The sequence below is a fragment of the Mycobacterium kyogaense genome, from assembly GCF_036946525.1.
In the GTDB taxonomy this organism is placed as follows: domain Bacteria; phylum Actinomycetota; class Actinomycetes; order Mycobacteriales; family Mycobacteriaceae; genus Mycobacterium; species Mycobacterium kyogaense_A.
Map to the genome: position 1 here is coordinate 79,315 of NZ_JAQIIY010000012.1, position 23,635 is coordinate 102,949.

19 protein-coding genes are annotated in these 23,635 nt (G+C 69.1%); 11 read left to right on the forward strand and 8 right to left on the reverse strand.

The features are described from left to right. Positions 1-10: 10 nt before the first annotated feature. From PGN37_RS10885 to PGN37_RS10900, 4 genes are read left to right on the forward strand one after another with little or no spacing between them, the layout of a single operon-like run. Positions 11-2,266: an MMPL family transporter gene (locus PGN37_RS10885; RefSeq protein WP_335331177.1), complete on the forward strand. Its 2,256-nt coding sequence runs from the start codon at positions 11-13 to the stop codon at positions 2,264-2,266. Beyond that, positions 2,263-3,333, forward strand: coding sequence for a type III polyketide synthase (locus tag PGN37_RS10890; RefSeq protein ID WP_335331042.1), 1,071 nt, complete (start codon positions 2,263-2,265; stop codon positions 3,331-3,333). Before PGN37_RS10885 ends, PGN37_RS10890 begins: the two co-directional genes overlap by 4 nt. 3 nt (positions 3,334-3,336) lie before the next feature. Then, complete coding sequence (locus PGN37_RS10895; protein ID WP_335331043.1) at positions 3,337-3,840, forward strand: isoprenylcysteine carboxyl methyltransferase family protein; 504 nt, start codon at positions 3,337-3,339, stop codon at positions 3,838-3,840. After that, complete coding sequence (locus PGN37_RS10900; protein WP_335331044.1) at positions 3,837-4,859, forward strand: NAD(P)/FAD-dependent oxidoreductase; 1,023 nt, start codon at positions 3,837-3,839, stop codon at positions 4,857-4,859. The genes PGN37_RS10895 and PGN37_RS10900 overlap by 4 nt, the downstream gene beginning before the upstream one ends. Here the strand turns inward: PGN37_RS10900 and PGN37_RS10905 are convergent. Beyond that, positions 4,845-6,683 (reverse strand): sensor domain-containing diguanylate cyclase, encoded by a 1,839-nt coding sequence (locus tag PGN37_RS10905; RefSeq protein WP_335331045.1) that lies wholly within the window; start codon positions 6,681-6,683, stop codon positions 4,845-4,847. The two genes, PGN37_RS10900 and PGN37_RS10905, sit on opposite strands and share 15 nt — an antisense overlap. A 201-nt stretch (positions 6,684-6,884) precedes the next feature. Here PGN37_RS10905 and PGN37_RS10910 point away from each other — a divergent pair, with 201 nt between their 5' ends. Beyond that, positions 6,885-9,320, forward strand: coding sequence for a glycogen/starch/alpha-glucan phosphorylase (locus PGN37_RS10910; RefSeq protein WP_442932909.1), 2,436 nt, complete (start codon positions 6,885-6,887; stop codon positions 9,318-9,320). A 55-nt stretch (positions 9,321-9,375) separates the two neighbouring features. Here PGN37_RS10910 and PGN37_RS10915 read toward each other — a convergent pair whose 3' ends face one another. Next, complete coding sequence (locus PGN37_RS10915) at positions 9,376-9,819, reverse strand: MarR family winged helix-turn-helix transcriptional regulator (protein WP_335331047.1); 444 nt, start codon at positions 9,817-9,819, stop codon at positions 9,376-9,378. A 64-nt stretch (positions 9,820-9,883) separates the two neighbouring features. On the opposite strand from PGN37_RS10915, the gene PGN37_RS10920 reads away from it, so the two are divergent. Both PGN37_RS10920 and PGN37_RS10925 read left to right on the forward strand, forming a co-directional pair. Continuing rightward, positions 9,884-11,095, forward strand: coding sequence for a multidrug effflux MFS transporter (locus PGN37_RS10920; protein ID WP_335331048.1), 1,212 nt, complete (start codon positions 9,884-9,886; stop codon positions 11,093-11,095). A gap of 164 nt (positions 11,096-11,259) precedes the next feature. Beyond that, positions 11,260-12,240 carry an esterase family protein gene (locus PGN37_RS10925; protein WP_335331178.1) on the forward strand — a complete coding sequence of 327 codons (981 nt, stop codon included), beginning with the start codon at positions 11,260-11,262 and terminating at the stop codon, positions 12,238-12,240. On the opposite strand, the gene PGN37_RS10930 is transcribed toward PGN37_RS10925, so the two are convergent. Then, entirely contained in the window at positions 12,241-13,101 is an 861-nt protein-coding gene (locus tag PGN37_RS10930) for a DUF4344 domain-containing metallopeptidase (protein ID WP_335331049.1), read from the reverse strand. Positions 13,102-13,155: 54 nt separating this feature from the next. Continuing rightward, complete coding sequence (locus PGN37_RS10935) at positions 13,156-13,587, reverse strand: nitroreductase family deazaflavin-dependent oxidoreductase (protein WP_335331050.1); 432 nt, start codon at positions 13,585-13,587, stop codon at positions 13,156-13,158. A gap of 48 nt (positions 13,588-13,635) precedes the next feature. Between PGN37_RS10935 and PGN37_RS10940 the strand changes: the two genes are divergently transcribed. Together PGN37_RS10940 and PGN37_RS10945 are read left to right on the forward strand one after the other, a co-directional pair. After that, a complete protein-coding gene (locus PGN37_RS10940) occupies positions 13,636-14,649 on the forward strand; it encodes an acetamidase/formamidase family protein (protein WP_335331051.1) in 1,014 nt (337 codons plus the stop codon). A gap of 13 nt (positions 14,650-14,662) precedes the next feature. Continuing rightward, complete coding sequence (locus tag PGN37_RS10945; RefSeq protein ID WP_335331052.1) at positions 14,663-15,415, forward strand: SDR family NAD(P)-dependent oxidoreductase; 753 nt, start codon at positions 14,663-14,665, stop codon at positions 15,413-15,415. A gap of 8 nt (positions 15,416-15,423) precedes the next feature. On the opposite strand, the gene PGN37_RS10950 is transcribed toward PGN37_RS10945, so the two are convergent. After that, complete coding sequence (locus PGN37_RS10950; protein WP_335331053.1) at positions 15,424-16,020, reverse strand: TetR/AcrR family transcriptional regulator; 597 nt, start codon at positions 16,018-16,020, stop codon at positions 15,424-15,426. A 95-nt stretch (positions 16,021-16,115) separates the two neighbouring features. Between PGN37_RS10950 and PGN37_RS10955 the strand changes: the two genes are divergently transcribed. Both PGN37_RS10955 and PGN37_RS10960 read left to right on the forward strand, forming a co-directional pair. Next, the gene (locus tag PGN37_RS10955) at positions 16,116-17,741 is read left to right on the forward strand and encodes an amidohydrolase (protein ID WP_335331054.1); all 1,626 of its coding nucleotides are present in this window, start codon (positions 16,116-16,118) and stop codon (positions 17,739-17,741) included. A 1-nt stretch (position 17,742) separates the two neighbouring features. Next, entirely contained in the window at positions 17,743-19,125 is a 1,383-nt protein-coding gene (locus PGN37_RS10960) for an APC family permease (protein WP_335331055.1), read from the forward strand. On the opposite strand, the gene PGN37_RS10965 is transcribed toward PGN37_RS10960, so the two are convergent. From PGN37_RS10965 to PGN37_RS10975, 3 genes are read right to left on the reverse strand one after another with little or no spacing between them, the layout of a single operon-like run. Further along, on the reverse strand, positions 19,096-19,908 hold the full coding sequence (locus tag PGN37_RS10965; RefSeq protein WP_335331056.1) for a sulfurtransferase: 813 nt from the start codon (positions 19,906-19,908) through the stop codon (positions 19,096-19,098). The genes PGN37_RS10960 and PGN37_RS10965 overlap by 30 nt on opposite strands. Further along, the gene (locus tag PGN37_RS10970) at positions 19,905-23,036 is read right to left on the reverse strand and encodes a helicase HerA domain-containing protein (protein ID WP_335331057.1); all 3,132 of its coding nucleotides are present in this window, start codon (positions 23,034-23,036) and stop codon (positions 19,905-19,907) included. Before PGN37_RS10970 ends, PGN37_RS10965 begins: the two co-directional genes overlap by 4 nt. Then, positions 23,036-23,593, reverse strand: a complete 558-nt coding sequence (locus tag PGN37_RS10975; RefSeq protein ID WP_442932910.1) for a hypothetical protein — start codon at positions 23,591-23,593, stop codon at positions 23,036-23,038. The genes PGN37_RS10970 and PGN37_RS10975 overlap by 1 nt, the downstream gene beginning before the upstream one ends. Positions 23,594-23,635 lie beyond the last annotated feature (42 nt).

Here is a 23,635-nt window from a genome sequence, read left to right on the forward strand (position 1 = left end):
GGAGACGACACTGCTGAACCGAATCGCGTCGCTCGCCCTCACCGCCCCGCGCCGGATCGTGGCCGCGGCCGCGGTCCTCACCGCGTTGCTCGCGATCGTCGGTGTGCCGGTCGCCGCCCACCTCTCCCCCAGCGGCTTCGCCGACCCGGGCTCCGCATCCGCGAAGGCGTCGCGCACCCTCGCCGACACCTTCGGTCAAGGCGATGTGGCGATGGTCATCGTGGTCTCCTCGCCCGACGGTGTCGACAGCCCGGCCGCGCGCCGGACCGGAGAACGCATCACCGAGCAGGTGAGCCGCGCACCCCACGTCGCCACCGTGTCGTCGGCCTGGGGCACACCGACGACACCGCCGAACGATCAGGCCGGCCTCGTCAACCGCGACCGGACCGCGGGGCTCGTCGTCGTCGGCATCAGCGGCACCGAAGCCGAGCAGCAGACCTATGCCACGCAGATCGACGAGCAGGTCACCCGCGACGTGCCTGACGGCGTGACCGTTCAGACCGGCGGCACCGCGATGGTCAACGTCCAGATCACCGACCATTCGCAGCGCGACCTGCTGCTGATGGAGGGACTTGCGATCCCGCTGAGCTTCCTGGTCCTGGTGTGGGTGTTCGGCGGACTGCTGGCCGCCGCCCTGCCCGTGGCGATCGGGGTGATGGCGATCGTCGGAGCACTCGCGGTGCTGCGAGCGGTCACGGTCTTCACCGACGTGTCGATCTTCGCGCTGAACCTCGCCACCGCGATGGGCCTGGCACTCGCCATCGACTACACCCTGCTGATCCTGAGCCGGTACCGCGACGAGCTCGCGACGGGCGCCGACCGGGCGCAGGCGATCCGGAAGACGATGGGCACCGCGGGACGCACGGTCATCTTCTCGGCGACGACGGTGGCGCTGTCGATGTCGGCGATGGTCCTGTTCCCGATGCACTTCCTGAAGTCCTTCGCCTACGCGGGCGTGGCGACGGTCGCATTCGCCGCCGCGTCGGCAGTCATCGTCACCCCGGCCGCGCTGGTGCTGCTCGGCGATCGGCACACCGCGCTGGACGTGGGCCGCCTCGTGCGTCGGGTCCTGCGCCGTCCGGAGCCCGAGCCCGTCGCCGTCCAGCAGCGTTTCTGGTACCGCTGCGCGAGGGCCGTGATGCGCCGCGCCGTTCCTCTCGGTCTGGCCGTCGTCCTCCTGCTGGTCGTCGCGGGCCTGCCGTTCCTGGGCGTGCGGTGGGGCTTCCCCGACGACCGCGTCCTCCCGCGGTCCTCGTCAGCACATCAGGTCGGCGACCGGCTGCGCGACGAGTTCACCGAGAACACCGACACCGCAGTCACCATCGTGCTGCCCGATACCGAGGGACTGGGTAGGCCCGAGCTGTCGACCTACGCCACCGACCTGTCCCGCGTGCCCGACGTCGTCGCGGTCTCGGCACCCACCGGCACCTACATCGACGGCCGCCCGGCGGGCCCGCCGTCCGCCCCGACCGGTGAGCGCGACGGAGCCGCCTATCTGACCGTGGTCAGCAGCGCGCCGCTGTTCTCCGACGCCTCGCAGACCCAACTGGACCGCCTGGAGGCGGTGCCGGGCCCGGGCGGGCGCGCGGTCGAGCTCACCGGCACCGCCGCGGCCAACCGGGACAGCGTCACCGCCATCACGTCCACCGTGCCGCTGGTGCTCGGCCTCATCGGCGCGATCATGTTCGTGCTGCTGTTCCTGCTCACCGGCAGTCTTGTCGTTCCACTGAAAGCTCTTGTGCTGAACGTTCTCTCGCTCAGCGCCGCGTTCGGCGCGCTGGTCTGGGTGTTCCAGGACGGTCATCTCGGCGGGCTCGGTACCACGCCGACGGGCACGCTGATCGCGAACATGCCCGTGCTGTTGTTCTGCATCGCCTTCGGCCTGTCGATGGACTACGAGGTGTTCCTGGTGGCCCGCATCCGCGAGATCTGGCTGCACACCCAGGATTCCGACGAGTCGGTGGCACTGGGTATCGCCCACACCGGGCGCATCATCACCGCCGCGGCGCTCATCATGTCCATTTCTTTCGCGGCGCTGATCGCCGCCAGCACGTCGGTCATGCGGATGTTCGGCCTGGGGCTGACGCTGGCGGTGCTGGCCGACGCGACGTTGGTGCGCATGGTGGCGGTACCCGCCTTCATGCGGTTGATGGGGGGCAGGAACTGGTGGGCCCCAGCGTGGCTCAACCGGATTCACCGCCGCCTCGGTCTCACCGAGGCGCCGGCGGTGCCTACTCGAGAACACACGGAACGGATAGCCCCATGAGCCCTGTCAGTGTCATCGCCGGCGTCGCCGGCGCCCTGCCCGAACACCGCTACAGCCAACAGGAGATCACCGAGGCCTTCCTCGCGATGCCCGCTTTCGCCGGCTTCGCCGATGTGGTGGGTGCGCTGCACGAACACGCCAAAGTGGCCAGCCGGCATTTCGTGTTGCCGCTCGAGAGGTACCAGACGCTGAAGGATTTCGGCGAGGCCAACGACTTGTACCTCGAGCACGCCGCGGATCTCGCGTGCGAGGCGCTCACCGCGGCGCTGGAGGAGGCCGGGTTACGCCCTGCCGATCTCGACATGATCATGACCACCACGGTGACGGGTATCGCGGTGCCTTCCCTGGACGCGCGCATCGCGACCCGACTCGGGCTGCGCGCCGATGTGCGCCGTCTTCCCCTGTTCGGATTGGGTTGCGTCGCAGGGGCAGCCGGTATCGCGCGCCTGCATGACTACCTGCGGGGCGCACCCGGCCACACGGCTGCGCTGATCTCGGTCGAGCTGTGCTCCCTGACGTTCCCGGCCGTGGAACCGACGATGGCCAGCCTGGTGGGCAGCGCACTGTTCGGCGACGGGGCGGCCGCCGTGGTCGCCGTCGGCGAGGAGCGCGCACGGCGCCTGGACCCGCACGGTCCGGCGGTGATCGACTCCCGCAGCCGCCTCTACCCGGACTCGTTGGACACCATGGGCTGGCGGGTGGGCGGCAGCGGTCTCTCACTCGTGTTGTCGGCGAACCTGCCCGAACTCATCGACCGGTACCTGGCCGACGACGTGACCGCGTTTCTCGGTGCCCACGATCTGGAGGTCGGCGACATCGCGGCATGGGTGTCACATCCCGGCGGCCCCAAGGTCATCGAAGCCATCACGGCTGCTCTCGAGCTCGGGCCGGACGCGTTGGAGCTGACGTGGCGCTCGCTGGCCGAGGTGGGCAATCTGTCCTCGTCGTCGGTGCTGCACGTGCTGCGCGACACCATCGCCAAGAAGCCACCGGCCGGCCGACCCGGCCTGTTGATGGCGATGGGGCCCGGCTTCTGCTCGGAGTTCGTGCTGCTGGGCTGGCGGTGAACTGTGCTGGCCTACACCGTGCTGATCGCCGCGGTCGCGCTGGAGCGGGTAGCTGAACTGGTTGTCTCGCAACGCAATCTGCGCCTGAGCCGGGAGCGGGGTGGGGTCGAGTTCGGGGCTCGGCACTACCCGGTGATGGTGGTGCTGCACACTGCACTGCTCGCCGCCTGCCTTCTCGAGGCGGCGCACCGGGAGTTCCTGCCCGCACTGGGGTGGCCGATGTTCGGCGTGGTGCTGGCCGCGCAGGGGTTGCGATGGTGGTGCATCAGCACCCTCGGCCATCAGTGGAACACTCGGGTGGTCGTGGTGCCCGGCGCCGGCCGGGTCACCGGTGGGCCGTACCGGTATCTGTCCCATCCGAACTACGTGGCCGTCGTCGCCGAAGGCATCGCACTGCCGCTGGTTCACACCGCCTGGGTCACCGCTGTCGTGTTCACCGCCCTGAACGCGGCCCTGCTCCACACCCGAATCACCTGCGAGAACCAGGCTTTGGAGCGGCTCTCGTGATCGACCTGGCGGTCGTCGGCGGCGGGCCCGCGGGTCTGGCCACCGCTGTGGCCGCCGCCCGTCTCGGTCTGGAGACGGTCGTGATGGAACGACGGCAGACCCCGATCGACAAAGCGTGCGGCGAGGGACTGATGCCGCACACCGTGCGGCATCTCGCCGCGCTCGGCGTGCACCCCGACGGGATGGCGTTCCACGGTGTGACCTATCTCGACGGCAGGCGTGCGGTCACCGCGACGTTCGCCGCCGGCCCCGGCCTGGGGGTGCGGCGCACGGTGCTGCAGCAGGCGATGCTCGACGCCGCCGTGTCGGCGGGCGTGCGTGTCGTCAACGCGACGGCGGGCACGCTCGAGCAGAGCCGAGACAGTGTGTCGGTGAACGGAATTCGAGCGCGCTACCTCGCAGCGGCGGATGGGCTGCACTCGCCGATCCGGGCGCAGTTGGGTCTGCAGCATCGCCGGGCTGCGCGGCGCCGGTGGGGGCTGACCCGTCATGTCGGCATCGCGCCGTGGACCGACCGGGTCGAGGTGTACTGGGCCACGGATCCCGAGGCCGGGGAGGCCTACGTGACACCGGTCGCCGACGACTGCGTCGGCATCGCGATCCTGACCTCTCGCCGCGGCGGATTCGACGATCACCTCGCGGCGTTCCCTGCGCTGCGCGAACGTCTCTCGGGATCGCCGCATGGTGGCGACCGCGCTGCCGGGCCGCTCCGACAGCACGTGACGCGTCGGGTGGCCGGCCGGGTGATGCTCGTCGGCGACGCCGCCGGGTACGTCGACGCGTTGACCGGTGAGGGGTTGGGACTGTCGTTCGCCGCGGCCCGGGCGTTGGCCGGGTGCGTGGCCGCCGACCGGCCCGACGCCTACGAGCGACTCTGGTGTAGAGCCACCCGCCGCTACCGCCTGATGACATCGATGATGCTGCGCGCCAGCGCATCACCGGTGCGGCGCGCTATCGTCCCGGCCGCGCAGGCGTCACCTTCCGTGTTCGGCCGGGCGGTCAACCTACTCGCCCAGTAGGACCCCGGCCTCCCGGTAGACCGACACCGCGTCGCGGCCGTCGCTCTTGGCGGCATAGAGCGCCTTGTCGGCACGCTCGAGCAGGTCCCATATCGCGAGGTCGGCATCGAGGACGGTCTGCCGCCACGGCCGCAACGTCGCCACTCCGACGCTGATCGTCACGGTCCCCGTCGCGGCACCGGCGTGCGGTATCGACAGTGAGCGGATGGCCGTCACCACGCCTTTCGCGAAACCGGCCGGATCGTCGCACCCGGAGAGCACGACCGCGAATTCCTCGCCGCCGTACCGCGCCGCGACGCACACGCTGGGGTCGGCCAGGTGGGCCAGCACGCCGGCGATGTGCCGCAGACACTCATCGCCGGCCTGGTGACCGTAGAGGTCGTTGAAGGATTTGAAGTGGTCGATGTCGACGAACAACGCCGTCACCTGCTCGCCGGCGGCACTGGCCCGCAGCCAGATCTCGCCGGCGCGCACGTCCAGTCCGCGGCGGTTGGCCAACCCGGTCAGCGGATCGGTGTTCACCATGTCGGTCAGAGATTCCTGCACCTCGTGCTCGAGCGTCACGTCGCGCATGATCGCGGCGGTCAGGCCGTCTGCGGTGCGCCTGCTGTGCAGCACGTACCACCCCCACGATCCGTCGGTCCGCCGAACGCGGAAAGGTTCCGACGCGCCTTTCACGACGGTCCCGATCGCGGCCGGGAAATCGGCGAGGACCGCTCGGTCGTCGGGGTGGACCTGGCTCAACCACGATGCCTTGGCGATCGGACCCTCGGGGATGTCGAGGATCTCGTGCCCCTGGCTCGCGCGGTGCAGCACGGTGCCGTCGGCGTCGACGAGGATCACCACATCGCCGGTCAGATCGGCGATCAGTTCGTAGGCCTTGTGGCTGACGTCCTCGAGAGCGACCAGCCGCATCCGATCCTCGAGGGCGGCGGCGACGAGCACCAGCATCGTGAACGCGCCGAGGACGAAGACCTGCACGGAGATCAGTGCCTGGCCGGAACTCTCGATGGACAGGGCGAACGGGCCGTAGCCGGCGAAGGTGCCCCCGAGCGCCAACGCGGAACCGACTGCCATCGCGGCGAACGCGGCAGCGATGCCGGACCGGATCAGCACCAGCAGCGCGGGCAGACCCGACAGGAACACCAGGACGAAGCTCGTCATCCTCGCCGACGCCGCGCACAACCCCACCGTGACCGCGTTCATCGTCGCGAACCATGCCGCGTCGCGCCAGGTGTGCCGGCGCACGTAGTGCCGCCACCGGAGCATCAGGGGCACGAGGAACGCGATGCCGACAGCCTCGGTCAGGTACCACGCCATCGCTGCGTGGAGCAGCTCTCCCGGTCGGGTACCGACTTCTCCGTTGACCACCAGTCCGGCGACACCGATCGGGCTGGCCAGCGCCGGCGCGAGGTAGACGCCGTAGAGCAGGAACCGCTGCCAGCTGCGCAACGAGTCGCTGTGCCCGGACACCCAGTCCTGGTCGCGGTGCAGCATCGCGGCGGCGAACACGACGGCAGCGAGAGTGGACACGACGCCGATCTCCGGGGCGAGCCCCAGCACGATGCGTGCCGGGATGATCTGGACGGCCATGAACGCGACCAGATAGACCGGCCACTGCCTGCGCGGGGAGGTGAGCAGTGCGACCAGCTGCGGCGCGACGGCGGGCCACACCATCGCGTAGGACCAGCTGTCCAGGAAGACCAGCCCGCGGACCGCGAAGCAGGTGACACCGACGGCGAGCGTCCACCCGAGCAGCCGCGACATCGGAGGCACGGCGGAGGCAGCACTGCCCGTCACCCAGGGGTGCGCGCGCGTCGCCATCGCAATAGTCTCCCGCGCCGATTACCGGCGCGCCGAGGTTTGCGCACAACCGTCAACAGGTGTCGTTCACGGTCAGGATTCATTTCCGAAACATGGACCCGCCACAATGACGCGGTGACCGACCTCGTGAACGTCCCCACCGATCAATCCGCCCAGGTCGCTGGCGGGCAGCCCGGGCCCACCGGGCAGACCAGGACGGGAATGACCGCCGATGCCCTGCGCGCGGCGGTCACCGACCACCTGGTGTACTCGATCGCCCGCCCGCCCGCGGTGCTGCAGCCCGAGCATTACTACCGCGCGCTGTCGCTGGCGGTGCGCGACCGGATGCAGAAGCGGTGGATGGCGACCACACAGGATTGGCTGGACCTGTCGGCCAAGGTCACCTGCTATCTGTCGGCGGAGTTCCTGATGGGGCCGCAGCTGGGCAACAACCTGTTGAATCTGGGCATCGAGGACGAGGCGCGACAGGCGCTGGCCGATCTCGGTCAGGACCTCGACGAGATCCTCGACTGCGAGGGCGAGCCCGGGCTGGGCAACGGCGGTCTGGGTCGGCTGGCCGCCTGCTACCTGGATTCGCTGGCCACGCTGGAGCGCCCGTCGATCGGCTACGGCATCCGCTACGAGTTCGGCATCTTCACCCAGGAGATCCAGGACGGCTGGCAGGTCGAGAAGACCGACAACTGGCTGGTGCACGGCAACCCCTGGGAGATCGACAAGCCCGATGCCAGCTACTTCGTCAACTGGGGTGGGCACACCGAGACCTATGAGGATCTGGCCGGCAGGCTGCGGGTGCGGTGGGTGCCGCAGCGCGTCCTCAAGGGCGTCTCGTACGACACCCCGGTGCAGGGCTATGGGGTCAACACCTGCAACACGTTGACGCTGTGGAGTGCCCGCGCGGTCGAATCGTTCGCCCTCGACGCCTTCAACAGCGGCGACTTCTACAAGGCCGTCGACCAGGAGGTGGTCTCCGAGACCGTCTCCAAGGTGCTCTATCCCAACGACGAGCCCGAGGCGGGCAAGCGGCTGCGCCTGTTGCAGCAGTACTTCTTCGTGACGTGCTCTCTGCAGGACATCCTCAACATCCACGTCGAGCGGGCGGGTCTGCCGCTGTCGGGGCTGCCCGACAAGTGGGCGATCCAGCTCAACGACACCCACCCCTCCATCGCGGTGGCCGAGCTGATGCGGCTGTTGCTCGACGAGCACCACCTCGCGTGGGAGGACGCCTGGGATCTGACGGTGCGCACGTTCGGCTACACCAACCACACGCTGCTGCCCGAGGCTCTGGAGACGTGGTCGCTGCATCTGTTCGGCGAGGCGCTGCCGCGCCACCTCGAGCTGATCTACGAGATCAACGACCGGTTCCTCGCCGAGGTGCGCGACAAGTTTCCCGGTGACGAGGAGCGGGTGCGCCGGATGTCGCTGATCGGCGAGGACGGCGGCAAGTCGGTGCGGATGGCGCACCTGGCCACCGTCGGGAGCCACGCGATCAACGGCGTCGCCGCGCTGCACTCCGAGCTGCTGAAAGCCAGTGTGCTCAAGGACTTCTACGAGATGTGGCCGGAGCGCTTCGGCAATGTCACCAACGGCGTCACCCCCAGGCGGTTCCTCGCACTGTCCAACCCCGGTCTGCGGGGACTGCTCGACGAGGCGATCGGGCCCGGGTGGTTGACGGACCTGGATCGCCTACACGGCCTGGAGTCGTTCATCGGCGACGCCAGCTTCCGCGAGCGGTGGCGAGAGGTCAAGCGCGCCAACAAGTCTCGCCTCGCCGAGTACGTGCATTCGACGACGGGCATCGAGCTGGACCCGATGTGGATGTTCGACGTGCAGGTCAAGCGCATCCACGAATACAAGCGACAGCATCTGATGGTGCTGCACATCGTGGCGCTCTACCACCGGCTGAAGACCAATCCGGGACTGACGATCCCGCCGCGGGTGTTCCTGTTCGGCGGCAAGGCCGCACCCGGCTACTACATGGCCAAGCGGATCATCAAGCTGATCACCGCGGTCGGGGCGACCATCAACAACGATCCCGACGTCAATCGCTACATGAAGGTCGTGTTCCTGCCGAACTTCAACGTCAAGAGCGCGCACCTGGTGTACCCGGCGGCCAACCTGTCCGAGCAGATCTCGACCGCAGGCAAGGAGGCCTCGGGCACCGGCAACATGAAGTTCATGATCAACGGCGCGCTGACCATCGGCACGCTCGACGGCGCGAACGTCGAGATCCGCCAGGAGGCCGGCTCGGAGAACTTTTTCTGCTTCGGGCTGACCGAGGATCAGGTCGCGGCGGTCAAGGCCGACGGGTATCGGCCGCAGAGTTATGTCGAGCGCGACCCGGAGCTGGCCGCGGTGCTGGAACTGATCGCGGCGGGCACGTTCACCCACGGCGACACCGAGGTGTTGCGGCCCGTCGTCGACAACCTGATCGCCCACGATCCGTTCCTGGTGCTCGCCGACTACCGGGCGTACGTCGACAAACAGGCCGAGGTGTCGCGGGTGTGGCTCGACGACGAGGTGTGGACGCGGATGTCGATCCGCAACACCGCCCGCAGCGGGATGTTCTCCTCCGATCGGGCGATCCGCGAGTACTGCGACGAGATCTGGGGCGTGGGCCCGATGTCGGTCGATCTCTAGTGATTTCGGCGTGTTTGCCGTCGCTCAGCGATCTCGAACACGCCGAAATCGCGCGTCAGTAGAGGTGTCGCTCGAGCGCGTGGAGCAGTTCCAGCGCTGACGCGACGTCGTGCTCCTCCCCTGACGCGGCGAGCGCATCGCCCAGCAGCGTCGCCCAGATCACGCGTAACCGCGCCAGGTTCTCCTCGGCGCGCCGAGTCGAGCGCAAGACGACCTGCCTGCTGTCGGTCGGGTCGGCCGTTCGACGCACCAGTTCCTTGGCTTCCAGATCCCGCAGCGCGCGGCTCAGGTTGCTGCGTTGCAGGCCCGTGCCGGCGGCGACGGCGCCTGCTCTGACGTCGGGGTGATGGTCGATGTAGCGCAGCACCGTGATCTCGGTCGCCGACAGTTCGACGAGGTCGGGTTGCGCGGCGGCCTGCGATCTGACCGCGCGTGCGACGGCCATGACGACGTCGGCGAGGTCTGCGAGTTGCTCGGCGCGGGGCGGGCTGGCTTGCACGAATCCACCCTACCTGATAGTTATTAATTGATAACTATCTTCTGATAACTACTTGGAGAGACCCATGACCTCCACCGTCGACACGACGGCGCGCCGGCAGGCCGCGCCGCAGATCACTGTCGGGCTGCTCGTCACGCTCGCCCTGCTCTCAGCCGTCGCGCCGTTCGCCACCGACCTCTACCTGCCGGCCTTCCCGCAGATGGTCGACGACCTGCACACCTCCCCGACGAATGTGCAGCTCACGCTGACCGCATTCCTCGTCGGCCTGGCCGCGGGTCAGCTGGTGTTCGGTCCGCTGTCCGATCGATTCGGGCGCGTCAAGCCTCTGGTGCTGGGCGCCGCCGTGTGCGTGCTGGCCAGCGTCGTCGCGGTCCTCGCCCCCACCATCGAGGTGCTGGTCGCAGCGAGGCTCGCGCAGGGGCTCACGGGCGCCGCGGGCATGGTGATCGGCCGGGCGATCATCTCGGACCTGGCCACCGGACGCGCCGCCGCTCGCGCGTTCAGCCTCATGATGATCGTCGGCGGTATCGCCCCGATCGCCGCACCGCTGGCGGGCGGGTTCCTGGTGCAGCCGCTCGGCTGGCGCGGTGCGCTCGCCGTGATCCTGGCCCTCGTCGTCGCCATGCTCGTCGCCGCGCTGGTGGTGATCCGCGAAACCCACACCGAGGAACGCCGGTCCGCGCTGCGGGCGGAGAAGGCCGCCAAGGGTTCCCCGCTACGAGACCTGACCCGCCGCGAATACCTCGGCCATCTGGTCGCATTCGGCTTCGCGTTCGCGGTGATGATGGCCTACATCTCGGCCTCGCCGTTCGTCTACCAGACGATGATGGGGCTGAGCTCGGCGCAGTACGGCGCGATGTTCGGCGTCAACGCCTGCGGGTTGCTGCTGATGAGCGCGGCGAGTGCACGGCTGACAGCGCGCGTCGAGCCGCGCAGGCTGGCCGGCGCCGGGCTCGCGCTCATCCTGGCCGCGAGCATCGCGGTGCTGACACTCTCGGTCGCCGGTGTCGCCGCGGGCTGGCTCGCGCTCCCCCTGTTCTTCGCCGTCGCGGGCATGGGCCTGGTGTTCGGCAACACCACCGCGTTGGCGCTGTCCGCCGCGCCCCGGGCAGCGGGCACCGCGTCCGCACTGCTCGGCGCCACGCAGTTCGGGCTCGCGGCAGTCGTGTCGCCGCTCGTGGGTCTAGGCGGTGAGCACACCGCGACACCGCTGGGCATCGCGATGGTGTGCGCTGCGACGCTGGCGGTCGCAGGCTTCGCGGCCGCACGCCGCTGAATTCCCGGCGATTTCGGCGTGCTTATCGTCGCTCAGCGACGACGAACACGCCGAAATCGCAGGTGGATAACAACCCGGTCACCGCCGCGCGCGCCGTAGGGCCCTGCGCCCGCGTCGCGAATAGGTTCGCGCGCGTGATCTCTTTGGGCCAGCGGTTCCGGCGCATCGCCGTCGCGGCGCTGCTCGCCGCCACCGCACTGACCGTCACCCCGCAGGCGCAGGCGTTCTCCCGCGAGGGCCTCCCGATCGAACAGCTCGACGTGCCATCGCCGTCGATGGGCCGCACGATCCGCGTCGAATTCCAGGGCGGCGGGCCGCATTCGGTGCTGCTGCTCGACGGCTTGCGCGCCCAGGACGACTTCAACGGCTGGGACATCAACACCGCCGCATTCGAATGGTTCCACGAGTCCGGAGTGTCGGTGATCATGCCGGTCGGTGGGCAGTCCAGCTTCTACGCCGACTGGTACCGGCCCGCGAAGAATCGCAACGGCGTCCTGACCTACAAGTGGGAGACGTTCCTGACCAACGAGCTGCCGACGTGGCTGGCCGCCAACCGCGGCCAGGATCCGTTCGGCAATGCCGTTGTCGGGCTGTCGATGTCGGGCGGCGCGGCGTTGACGATGGCCGCCTACTACCCGCGTCAGTACAAGTTCGCGGCATCCCTGTCGGGCTACCTGGCGCCGTCGCAGAAGTTCTGGCCGCCGCTGATCGACATCGCGATGCAGGACGCGGGCGGTTTCGATTCGTTCGACATGTGGGGACCGTCGGGCTCACCGGCCTGGAAGCGGGCCGATCCGATGCTCAACATCAACCGGCTCGTGGCCAACCGCACCGCGCTGTGGATCTACTGCGGCAACGGCGTCGCCTCCGACCTGGACACGGGAACGGATCTGGGCATCAACCTCAGTGCGGGTTCGTTGGAGACGATCACGATCGCGACGAACAAGGAGTTCCGCGACAAGTACCTCGCCGCCGGCGGGCGCAACGCGATCTTCAACTTCCCGCCCAACGGCACCCACAGCTGGGGCTACTGGGGTGCACAGTTGCAGCAGATGAAACCCGACATTGTCCGGCTGCTTGCGCCACCGCCGCCGCCACCGCCGGCACCCTTGCCGCCGCCCCAGCCGGCACCGGCGCCGCGCTGATCACTTGAGGTGCGGATCCAGCAGGGTCGACCACGCGTTGTCCAGCTGGTTCCATTCGTCGGCGCAGCCGTCGGCGCGATCCTCGGGCAGCTCGCCCGAGGTCACCAGATCGGCGCTCGCGTCAGGGTCCGCGCCGTAGATCCAGCACTGCAGGTTGAACATCCGGGTCTCGTCGAGGGAATGCACGTCGGCGAAGTCGGCGGCGCCGAGCTGCTCGCGTTCGGCGCCCGAGGCCTCGAAGGTGCGAGCAAAATCCTTGACGGCTTTGATGGATTCGGGATCCGGCTTGCCGTCGTCCCCGGGCTGCAGCAGCACGAACGCGGCGAGTTGATCGGCGACGTCTTCCTCACGGCCCGTGATCGGCAGGTCGTAGATGCTGATCGCCATGTGGCCGACCTCGTGATAGAAGGTCGCGTACTCGGAATTGACTGCGGCGGCCGTCGGGTCGGGATCGCCGAGCGCGGTGAACACCTTCTTCGCGGAATCGGCGTCCTCGTAGCAGAGCGTGATGCTGCTGTCCTGGGCGTTCCAGAATGCATTCGGCTCGTCACACTGCGCGCCGCGCAGCGCGATGTCGTGGGGTAGGTGCAGGGAATCGTTGATGTCGGCGGCCAGGTCGTCGAGTACCTGGTTGTCCTCGAGCAGTGCGCGTCCGGCGACTGCATCCGGTGTCGTCGCGTCGTCGTAGGTGACGGTCATCGTGCCGTCACCCTCGGAGCCCTCTGTGCCCTCGTCAGTGCGTGGATTCTGGGGAGCGGCAGAGGCTTTGGCGGCTTGAGGAGACGGCGCCGGGGGCGGCTCGCTGCCACACCCCGCGACGATCAACCCCGCGCACAGTACCGCGATCCCCCGTATCCGCATGGTGCACACCGTCGCACACGGACAGGTTCACCGGGGCCGGTTGAAGCAAACCCGTCAGCCGGCGGGAACCAGCTCGAAGATCGGGATGACGCGGTCGGTCCGCTTCTCGTAGTCGCCGAACCCGGGTGCCTGCTCCACCACCCGCGGGTAGAGGCGGTCGCGTTCCTCGCGCGGCAACTCGCGTGCCGTCACCGGTCGCGCCGGGTCCGAGCCGATCTCGACGAGCGCCTCGGGATGCGCGCGAATATTGAACGCCCAGGCCGGATCTGAGTCCCTGCCCGCCGCGGACCCGACGATGTAGATCGCGTCGTCGAACTCGAAGTAGGCCACCGGGTTGACGCGTTGTTCACCACTCTTGGCGCCGGTCGAGGTCAACAGGAGCAGGGGGAAGCCCTCGAACTGGCCGCCCACCTTGCCGCCGTTGGCCCGGAACTCGTCGATGTTGCGTTGATTGAAGTCGCGCTCTCCGCTCATCTCATCGGCCATCCCTCGATCGTATGGCGGCGCGCGCCACGCCGGACGAGTATGGCGGGCATGGATCACGTCACCTTCATCCCGACCGTCGACCAGATGGCGTACACGTTCGGCGGCGCGGCACCCGTCATGAGGATCACCCCGCCGACGGCGCTGACCCTGTGGACCGAGGACGCCTATGGGGGCCGGATCACCAGTGCCGCGGATGTGGCGACGACCGCCCTGGACACCGATGACCTCAACCCGCAGACCGGACCCTTCTGGATCGAGGGCGCCGAACCCGGGGACACGCTCGTCGTTCATCTCGTCGACCTGACACCGGCGCGCACCTGGGGCGCGTCGACGTTGATTCCGTTCTTCGGCGGGCTGACCAGCGTTCCGGCCAGCCCGACGTTGCAGGACCCGCTTCCCGAGCGCACCTACATCTACGAGTACGACTCCGCGGCCGGCACGGTCGGGTTCTCCGCGCAGGGCAGCGACTTCGAGCTCGCGCTGCCCGCCAACCCGATGCTGGGCACTGTCGGCGTCGCACCGGCCCACCGCGAGGTGCGGACGTCGCTGGTGCCCGACGTCTTCGGCGGCAACATGGACACCCCGGAGATGGCGGCGGGCGCCACCTGTTACCTCCGGGTCAACGTGCCCGGCGCCTTGTTCTCCCTCGGCGACGGGCACTACCGACAGGGGGAAGGCGAGTCCTGTGGCACCGCGGTCGAGGGCGCGATGAACGTGACCGCGATCGTCGGGCTGGTGAAGGGCGGCGGGCCGGCATGGCCACGCATCGAGACCGACACGCATCTGATGTGCGTGGGCTCGGGTCGCCCACTGGAGGAGGCGTGGCGCGCCGGCCAGGTGGAGATGATCACGTGGCTCGGCGAGCTGTACGGCCTGGACCGTCTCGACGCCTACCAGCTGCTCACCCAGATCTCGCTCGCACCGATCGCCAACGTCGTCGACACGAACTACAGTGCGGTCACCAAGATCGACAAGCGACTGCTGCCCGCTGTGGCTGCCTTCGACGGCGTACACGGCGAGATGCGTTCGGCAGCACGCGGTTTCGGCTCCATCAACTACTAGGGAGGACACGCGTATGGATCTCGGCCTGACGGGCAAGCGCTTCGCGGTCACCGGCGGGACCCGCGGCATCGGTCGGGCGGTCGTGGAGGGTCTGCTCGCCGAGGGTGCCAGCGTCGCCTATTGCGCGCGCACACCCGAGGCGGTCGCCGACACACAGCAGGAACTCGGCGCGAATGCCGTGGGTTCGGCCGTGGACGTGGGCGATACGGCGGCATTGACGGCGTGGGTGAACGCGTCGGCCGAGGCGTTCGGTGGGCTCGACGGGGTGGTCGCGAACGTCAGCGCGCTGGCGATCCCGGAGTCACCGGAGAACTGGCGGACGACGTTCGAGGTCGACCTGATGGGCACGATCGGTCTGGTCGACGCGGCGCTGCCTCATCTGCTCGCGAGCGGATCCGGTTCCATCGTCACGATTTCCAGCGTGTCGGGCCGTGAGGTCGATTTCGCGGCCGGACCGTACGGAACGATGAAGGCGGCGATCATCCACTACACGCAGGGCGTCGCGTACAAGCTGGCCGCCCAAGGCGTGCGCGCCAACTCCGTCAGCCCCGGCAACACCTACTTCCCCGGTGGGGTGTGGCCGACGATCGAGACCGAGAACCCTGAGTTGTTCGCCGAGGCGCTCGCGCTGAACCCGACCGGCCGGATGGCCACGCCGCAGGAGGTCGCCAACGCGGTGGTGTTCCTCAGCAGCTCGGCCGCCAGCTTCATCACCGGCACCAATCTCGTGGTGGACGGGGCCCTGACGCGCGGCGTGCAGTTCTAGAGCGCCCGTCAGCCCAGCCCGCGCAACAGCACCGCCAGACCGAACTCGAACGCGTCGTCGGCGCGCTGCGGTTTCGGCGAACCGGTTTCCAGCGCGGCAGCCAGTTCCGGCCCCACTTCGTCGCGGTGGCGCCACGGCTGGTCCGGCGCGGCGACATCCAACGCCGAGCCGAGCACGTAGGAATCCACCAGCGTGATCGACCGCAGCGTGTCGGCCGGGTCGAAGCCGGCACGGGTGAGCGTGGCCGCCAACGCGTTGTACATCGTGATGGCGTGCGGGCTGTTGACCGCGTATTCGGTGAGCAGGGGGATCAGCTGCGGGTAGCGGGCGAAGCTGCGGCGGTAGGAGCGCGCGATGTCGGCGACCACGTCGCGCCAGGGCCGCTCGGGGTCGTCGGCGGGGAGTTCGACGTCGGACATCGCGCGTTCGCGCAGGAGTTCGACGACGTCGTCGCGGCCGCCGACGTGGTTGTAGAGGGACGACGGGCGCACCCGCAGTTTGCGTGCGACGCCGGCGATGGTGAAGCCACCGGTGCTGGTCACCAGCTCCAGGGCGGCCTCGGCGATCCGGTCGGTCGAGAGCTTTGGCGTACGGGGTCGACCCATGTCGTGCTCCCCTCTTGCACGGTCGGGTGAGTGAGTCCACAATAAACGAACTTCATTCGTTTTAGGAGCTCGATGACTCTCGATCTGGTGCTCGCGTGAGCGCGACGCTGTTCACCGGCGGCTCGATGTGGACGGGAGAGACGGAGACCGACGCCGTCCTCGTCGTCGACGGTGTCGTCGCCGCAATCGGTGACGACGCGAAAGCCCGCGCCGCACAGGCGGACACGATCGACCTGGAGGGCGGCTTCCTGATGCCGTCGTTCGGCGACGGCCACGCCCATCCGCTCTACGGCGGCCTGGAAGCGGTCGGGCCGGCCGTGCGGCCGTGTACGTCCGTCGACGAGATCGTGCTGGCCGTCAAGCAGTACGCCGAGGATCATCCCGACGAGGACTGGATCGTCGGCGCCTCCTATGACGGCAGCCTCGCCCCCGGCGGGTTGTTCGACGCGCGCTGGCTCGACGCGGCTGTGCCGGATCGGCCAGTGGTGTTGCGTGCCTGGGACTACCACACGGTGTGGTGCAACAGCGTGGCGCTGCAGCGTGCGGGGATCACCGCCGACACTCCCGACCCCGTGCTGGGCGAGATCCCGCATCGCGAGGACGGATCCGTGCTCGGAACGCTGCGGGAGTGGGGCGCAACGGATCTCGTGATGAACGTGATGCCGCCACGCGACGAGGACCTCCGCATCGGGGCTCTCGGCACCGCCGCGGACTACTTCCTGGCGCGCGGTGTGACGTGGGTGCAGGACGCCTGGGTCGAACCGGCCGACGTCGCCACGTATGTCGAGGCGGCCCGTCGCGGCGCCCTGCGCATGAGGTTCAACCTCGCGCTCTACGGCGATCCGCGCCACTTCGACAGCCAGGTCACCCATTTCGCCGAGCAGCAGCGCGCGGTGGCCGAGATCGCGAACCCCCTGCTCACCGCGAACACGGTGAAGTTCTTCGCCGACGGGGTCGTGGAGAACGAGACCGGTGCACTGTTGGCTCCCTACTGCACCGGCATGCACGCGCACGAGAACCGCGGAATGCGGAACTGGGAAGGCGACTCGCTGGCGCGGGCGGCCCAGCGCGTCGACGAGCTCGGACTGCAGATCCACATCCACGCGATCGGCGACGCGGCGGTGCGCCAGGCCCTCGACGCCATCGAATACGTTGTCGCACAGAACGGGCCTCGGGATCGTCGGCCGGTGATCGCCCACTGCCAGCTCATCGACGAGGCCGATCTGGCCCGGTTCGCCGCGCTCGGGGTCATCCCGAACATGCAGCCGCTGTGGGCGCAGCTCGACGCGCTGATGACGGTCCTCACGGTCCCCCGGCTCGGTACGGAGCGTGCGGACCGCCAGTACCCGATCCGCACGCTGGACACCTCCGGTGCGCCGCTGGGCTTCGGCTCCGATTGGCCGGTGTCCTCCGGTGCGCCGCTCGACGGGATCGCCGTCGCGACGTCGCGACGCACAGCCTCGGGCGAGCCGGCGGGTGGCTGGACGCCGCACGAGATCCTGCCGGTGGAGCGCGCGCTGTCGGCGTATACCGCCGGCGTTGCGAATCAGGCGTTCGCTGATAACGATTGGGGCGTTATCGCCCCGGGGGCGAGCGCCGACCTGGTATGGCTGGACCGCGACCCACGGGCCGTGCCGCCGCTGGATCTTCCCGGTGTCGGCATCCGCGCCACCTATCTGCGCGGCGCACCGGCCTATGTGGCCGAGAACGGAGAGGGCTGACATGAGCACAGATTCGGGCGCGTTCCTCGCGGACCCCAACGAGGGTCAACTGAAACGGGCACTGGGCCTGCCGTCGCTGGTGCTCTTCGGCCTCGTCTACATGGTGCCGCTGACGGTGTTCACCACCTACGGCATCGTCACCGAGACCTCCGGCGGCCGGGTGCCGACGTCCTACGTGGTGACCACCATCGCGATGGTCTTCACCGCGCTGTCCTACGCCCGGATGGCGGCCGCCATCCCGGTGGCGGGTTCTGCCTACACGTACACACAGCGGACGTTCGGTGCGCCCGTGGGCTTCCTTGCCGGGTGGTCGCTGCTGCTCGACTATCTGTTCCTGCCGATGCTGAACTATCTGGTGATCGGGCTGTATCTGAACGCCGCCGTACCGGCACTCCCGGCCTGGGTGATCGTCCTCGTCTCGATCGCGATCGTCACGGTGCTGAACATCGTCGGCATCGTGTCGGTGGCACGGGCCAACTTCCTGATCATCGCGATCCAGGCGATCTTCATCGTGGTGTTCGTGGCGCTGGCGCTGTCGAAGATCTCCGGCTACGGCACGGTCGATCTGATGGCACCCTTCACCGGCGACGGCAGCGCGGGCGGCATGAGCCCGGTCCTGGCCGGCGCGGCGATCCTGTGCCTGTCGTTCCTGGGCTTCGACGCCGTGTCGACGCTGTCCGAGGAGGCCCGCGACGCCAAACGCACCGTGCCGCAGGCGATCATGAGCGCGACCATCGTGTCCGGCATCATCTTCATCGTGCTGTCGTACGTCTCGCAGCTGGTGTTCCCGTCCAACCAGTTCGAATCCGTCGACACCGGCTCGACGGACGTGATGCTCGCCGCGGGCGGGTCGTTCGCCAACGTGTTCTTCACGGCCGCCTACGTCGCCGGCGCCCTCGGCTCGGCGCTGACCTCGCAGGCGTCGGTCGCGCGCATCCTGTTCGCGATGGGCCGTGACGGCATCCTGCCGCGCAAGGTGTTCGGGCACGTGTCGGTCAAGTTCAGCACCCCTGTGTACGCCATCATCACGGTCAGCGTCATCTCGCTGCTCGCACTGGTGATCGATCTCGCGATCCTGGCGTCTGTGGTCAGTTTCGGTGCGCTGGTGGCGTTCTCGGTGGTCAACCTGTCGGTGATCAAGCACTACTTCGTCGATCAGCGGCAGCGCAACGTCGTGCTGAACGTGGTGCTGCCCGCGATCGGCTTCCTGCTGACGGTGTGGCTGTGGACCAGCCTGTCGGGCGAGGCACTGACGATCGGTTTGATCTGGCTGGCCATCGGTGTCGTCTGGCTGGCCGTCGTGACGCGCGGCTTCCAGCGGCCCACCCCGGTCCTCGATCTCGAGGAGACGGGGTCACTCACCGAGAGCGACAGGGCGCGCTGACTCGGCGCTGTACTGCGACCACGAGCCCGGGAACAGCGCCGCGTCCACCCCGACGGATGCGAGGGCGGCCACCACGACGGACGCCGTGACACCGGACCCGCAGTACACCGCGGGCTGTGCATCGATGGTGCCGAAACGTGCACTCAGGTCGTCGCGGAGCGTCCCGGCGTCGGTGAGAAGGCTTGTGCTGGGGACGTTGCGGGCGCCGGGGATGTGCCCGGCCACCGGGTCGACGGGCTCGCTGTCACCTCGGAATCGCTCGGGCGCGCGGGCATCGATCAGCGCCGGCGCCGCTGCCGCTTCGTCGGCCGTGACCGTCGGCAGCGCGCCGTCGTACAGGTCGTCGTGGGCCACGGTGACGTCACCGGGCTCGACAACCTCGGTCCCCGAACGCATGTCACCGCGCCAGGCCGACAGGCCGCCGTCGAGGATGCGGACGTCCGGGATACCGGCGGCGGTCAGCACCCACCAGGCCCGCGCCGAGCCGGCCCGGTTCCAGTCGTCGTAGACCACCACCGGAACGCCGGTGCGGACGCCCCAGCGCCGCGCGGCGGCTTGCAGCGACGTGCCCGACGGCAGCGGGTGCCTGCCTCGCGCGGTGACGCTGTGGTCGGACAGCTCGTCGTCGAGGGACACGTACACCGCACCGGGAAGGTGAGCGCGCCGATACGCCTCGGTCCCGTCGGGTTCGGACAGCGACCACCGGACGTCGAGGAGTGTGACGGGCTCGCCGCGCCCGAGCATGTCGGCCAGTTCGCCGGCGGTGATGAAGACCTGACTCATCGCTGCGCCGCCAGCGCCAGGACCTCGTCGGCCGACGGTGGGCTCGGCGGGTGGAAGGACAGGCACCACGGTTCGACGACGCGGTGGAACGACTCCCCCTCGGTGGCGACGTAGAAGTTGCCCGCTCGCAGCCGGCTGATGTCGTCGACGAGACCGCCTTTGGCCCTGGCCATCTCGCGGGCGGTCTCGATCTGCGCCGGCGCGTTGAGCAGCCCGTAGAACTGGGTGGCCGCGTTGCCGGGGATGTTCAGGTTCAGGCCCTTGGGCGCCTGCGTCGCGAACACCAGCCCCAGGCCGTACTTGCGGGCCTGTGACGAGAGGGCCAGGGTGCTGCGGGTGCACGCCGTGAAACCCCGTGCGGGAGCGAAGTTCTGCGCCTCGTCCATCACGAGCAGGCCACCGAGCGGCCGGTCGCCGGCGGGGTTGCGTTTGATCCACGCGAACAGCGCCATCTGCAGCTGGTTGACGAAGCTCTGCCGCTGCTCGTCGGACGGCAAACCGACCATGCTGATCACCGACACCCGCGCGCGGTACCCGTCCGAGGGGGTGAGGAGGATGCCCGGGTCAACAGGGGTGCCCGCACCGCCGAACAGCGGGTCGTTGACCATCGCGGCCCGTAGGTTCTGCGAGAGGTCACCGGCGATCTCGTGCGCATCGGCCATGTTGCTGACGTCCTCGGGCAGGTCGGCCAGCAGCCGAACGAATCCGGCCAGCGTCGGCTCGGGCGTTCTACCGTAGTGCTGCAACGCTTCTCGCAGCACGGCCCGGGCGCGGGTGGCTTTCTGCGTCTTGCCGGTGATCAGCGCCTGCGGTTCCAGCGCCGAGCACGCCGCTTCGACGGCTTCGTAGAACTCGTCGTGGTCGTCGACGACGCTGGCGAAATCGGGCAGCGGCTGGAAGCTCAGCGGGCGTCCGCTGGTGCGCCGCGGCGTCCAGATCGTGACTTCGGTCGAGCTCAGGTAGTCCTCGGCGCGGCCGTCGTCCGACCGCTGCCAGCCGTCGGGCTTCTGCGGCCAGGCGGTGCCCAGCCGGGAGAGGTCGTTGTTGGGGTCCAGCACGATCGAGGACACACCGCGCAGCGCGCACTCCTCGACCAGCCGGCGAATCAGGACGGTCTTGCCCGATCCCGATCCGGCGAAGATCGCGACGTGTGTGCGCAGCGCCGACATCGGGATCGACACCGGGTCACCACTGTGCAGGTCGCGGCCCAGCGGCACCTCGGTGTCGGGGACGTCGACGGCGGGCGTCTCGTCGACCGGCTCGTCCGCAGGCTCACTGCCGGTATCGATCTCGAGCTCGTCCTCGATCACCCCGTCGCCGAGGGTGTCGGCCAGCAGCGTCATCCGGTGCGCGGGCCGACGCGTCCGTAGCCACGCAGCCAGCCCGGGATCGTCCTCGGCGAACAGGTCGCGCAGCGCGGCCATCGTGCGGACGTCGTCCTCGGACACCGGCACGGTCGCACCGCCCCACGCATGGAACGCCGCGATCTCCTCGGCGGTCTTCTTCCCGGTGGGCCACGGCGTGTTCCGGATCAGGAACAGCTGCCGCCGGCCCGCACCCGGCCCGAAACCCGCTGCGGTGATGGCTTTTCGGACCCGACTCAGCGCGGCGCTGGCATTGTCGGCCGCGACGGCGCGAAATGCCCAGTGCCGTTCGTCCTCGGTGGCGCTGTCCAGCGTCTCGCGCAGCCGCGCGTGCAGTGTGACGTGCGTTCCGGGCGGTGGGTCGCAGGTGAACGTCTGCTCGCCGTCGCGTTCGGCGATCCACGCGGTCAGTGCCGCACCGAGCAGTTCCGGCATCGTGATGTCCTCGCCGTCGGAGGCGGTCGCCGCCGAGGGGACCGCACGCCGTCGGTATTCGGCGAACCGGCGATCGAGGAGTGCCGTCTCTTGGTCGGACTCGTTGTCCGACAACGATTCCCACACCACGTCATCGCCCGCCAGGTGGTGCAGTTCAGCGACATCGCCGTGCTTGAGGCACTCGCGGACATGGGTGTCGGCGCGGATCAGCAGCTGTCGCGGCGTGTAGGACGGCGCGTCGTCGAACGCCTCGGGCGCGATCGGCCAGCTCGGGTACGGCGGCGTGAACCCGACCGCGCGGTAGCTCGCGGTGAAGCGGCGCTCGAGGATCGCGCGCCCGATGTCCGCGGTCGGCAGTGGCGTGAGCACGCCGGTGACGCGGAAGCGGTCGGCCACACTGGCTGTCGCCGTGTCCTGGATGTGCTCCCACACTGCGGGCAGGCACGCGACCACCGGCACGGTCCGCCGCATGGTCTGCCGCACGGCCATCAGCCCGTGGGCGACCTGTTCGAGCACGATGTCGTCTCGGCCACCGTCGTCAGAAGCGGATTGTCCTGTGGCGGCCAGCGATTGCGCGATCAGAGTGTCGATCTGGTCGACGGCCAGCACGGCCGGACCCGCCAACGCGACCAGCCGGGCGATGTCGCGCACGCATTCCTGCGCCGAGGCGGGCGCGGTCCGCAATCCCCAGGGGCCACGTTCTTCGGCGGTGAACTCCTCGCTGCCCTGGAGGAACCCCTCGCCGATGTCGTGGGCGATGAAGTCGTTGGACAACAGCAGAACCAGTGCACGCAGCACCTGATGGCATTGCCGCACCGTCTCTTTGGCCGACGGTTCCTTGGCCAGGGCCATCACGAAGCGGTAGAGCGTCTCGGCATCCAGGTCGTCGTCGCCGACCAGCGCCCGCCGGTCGGCGCGGGACACGTGCGCCAGCGAGGCCAGCTCCCAGAGCACGTCCTTGAGTTGGGTCTCCATGCGATGTCCCGGCCGGCCGAGGCTCTCCAGCACACCGCTGCGCACCGACTCCCAGAAACTGGCTGCGTCGAGCAGTTCGACCACGAAGAAGAAGCCGCCGTCGGCCTGCACGCGCTCCCGGATCTGCCCCAGCAGATGCGTCTTCCCCGAGCCGGCGGGGCCGCGGATCACGACGCCCAGCGGGCTGGATTCCGGGTCGGCCCGCGCGTCACCGAAGGCCGCCATCACGTCGTCGACCGCGGCGTCGTTGAGCCCGCTGACGTGGGTGGCCGCCTGTGGGCGCCACAGGTCGTCGCTGGTGGGCGCCCAGGTCAGGCGCAGCGCGGTCAGCGCTTCCCGCTGTGATGCGTCCATCAGCCCTCGATCGCGATCAGGTGCTTGGGCCGGTCGCCGATCAGCACGGCGGCGGCGCGGTCTTCGTCGGTCAGCTGTTTCTGGTTCTCCTCCGGGATCACACTGACCCCCGGGGAGCGGTGCAGCGCGGCCAGCGCGGCGTCGACGGCATCGCGCGGCGCGTCGAGTTCGGCGCGCAGGCGGCGCAACGGCACCCAGCCGCCGGGCCGCGGCGCCAGCTCGGTATAGACCGCACGGATACGATCCTCCACGGTCGGCGTCTGCCCCGGACCGAAGACATCGGCCAGACTCAGCTGCGCGGTGTCGAGATAACGGCCCAGCCCCGCGAGGATCGTCTGCAATGCCTTCGCCGGACCGGTGGCTCGCGCTGGTGGTAGGGCGTCGAGCAGTTCGCGGCACAGCCGCCAGCCGCGGTCGGTCAGCTCGTGGACGTACCGGTTGCCGACCCGCTCGGAATCGATCAACCCCAACCGGTTCAACTTGTCCCGTCCCGCCTTGTCCAGCGCGGGGCCCAGAGCTGCCAGTTCGGAATTCGGCACGGGCCGCGCCCGGGCCATCAGGACCAGCAGCACCGCGCGTTCGGTTCCCGTCAGCTCCGC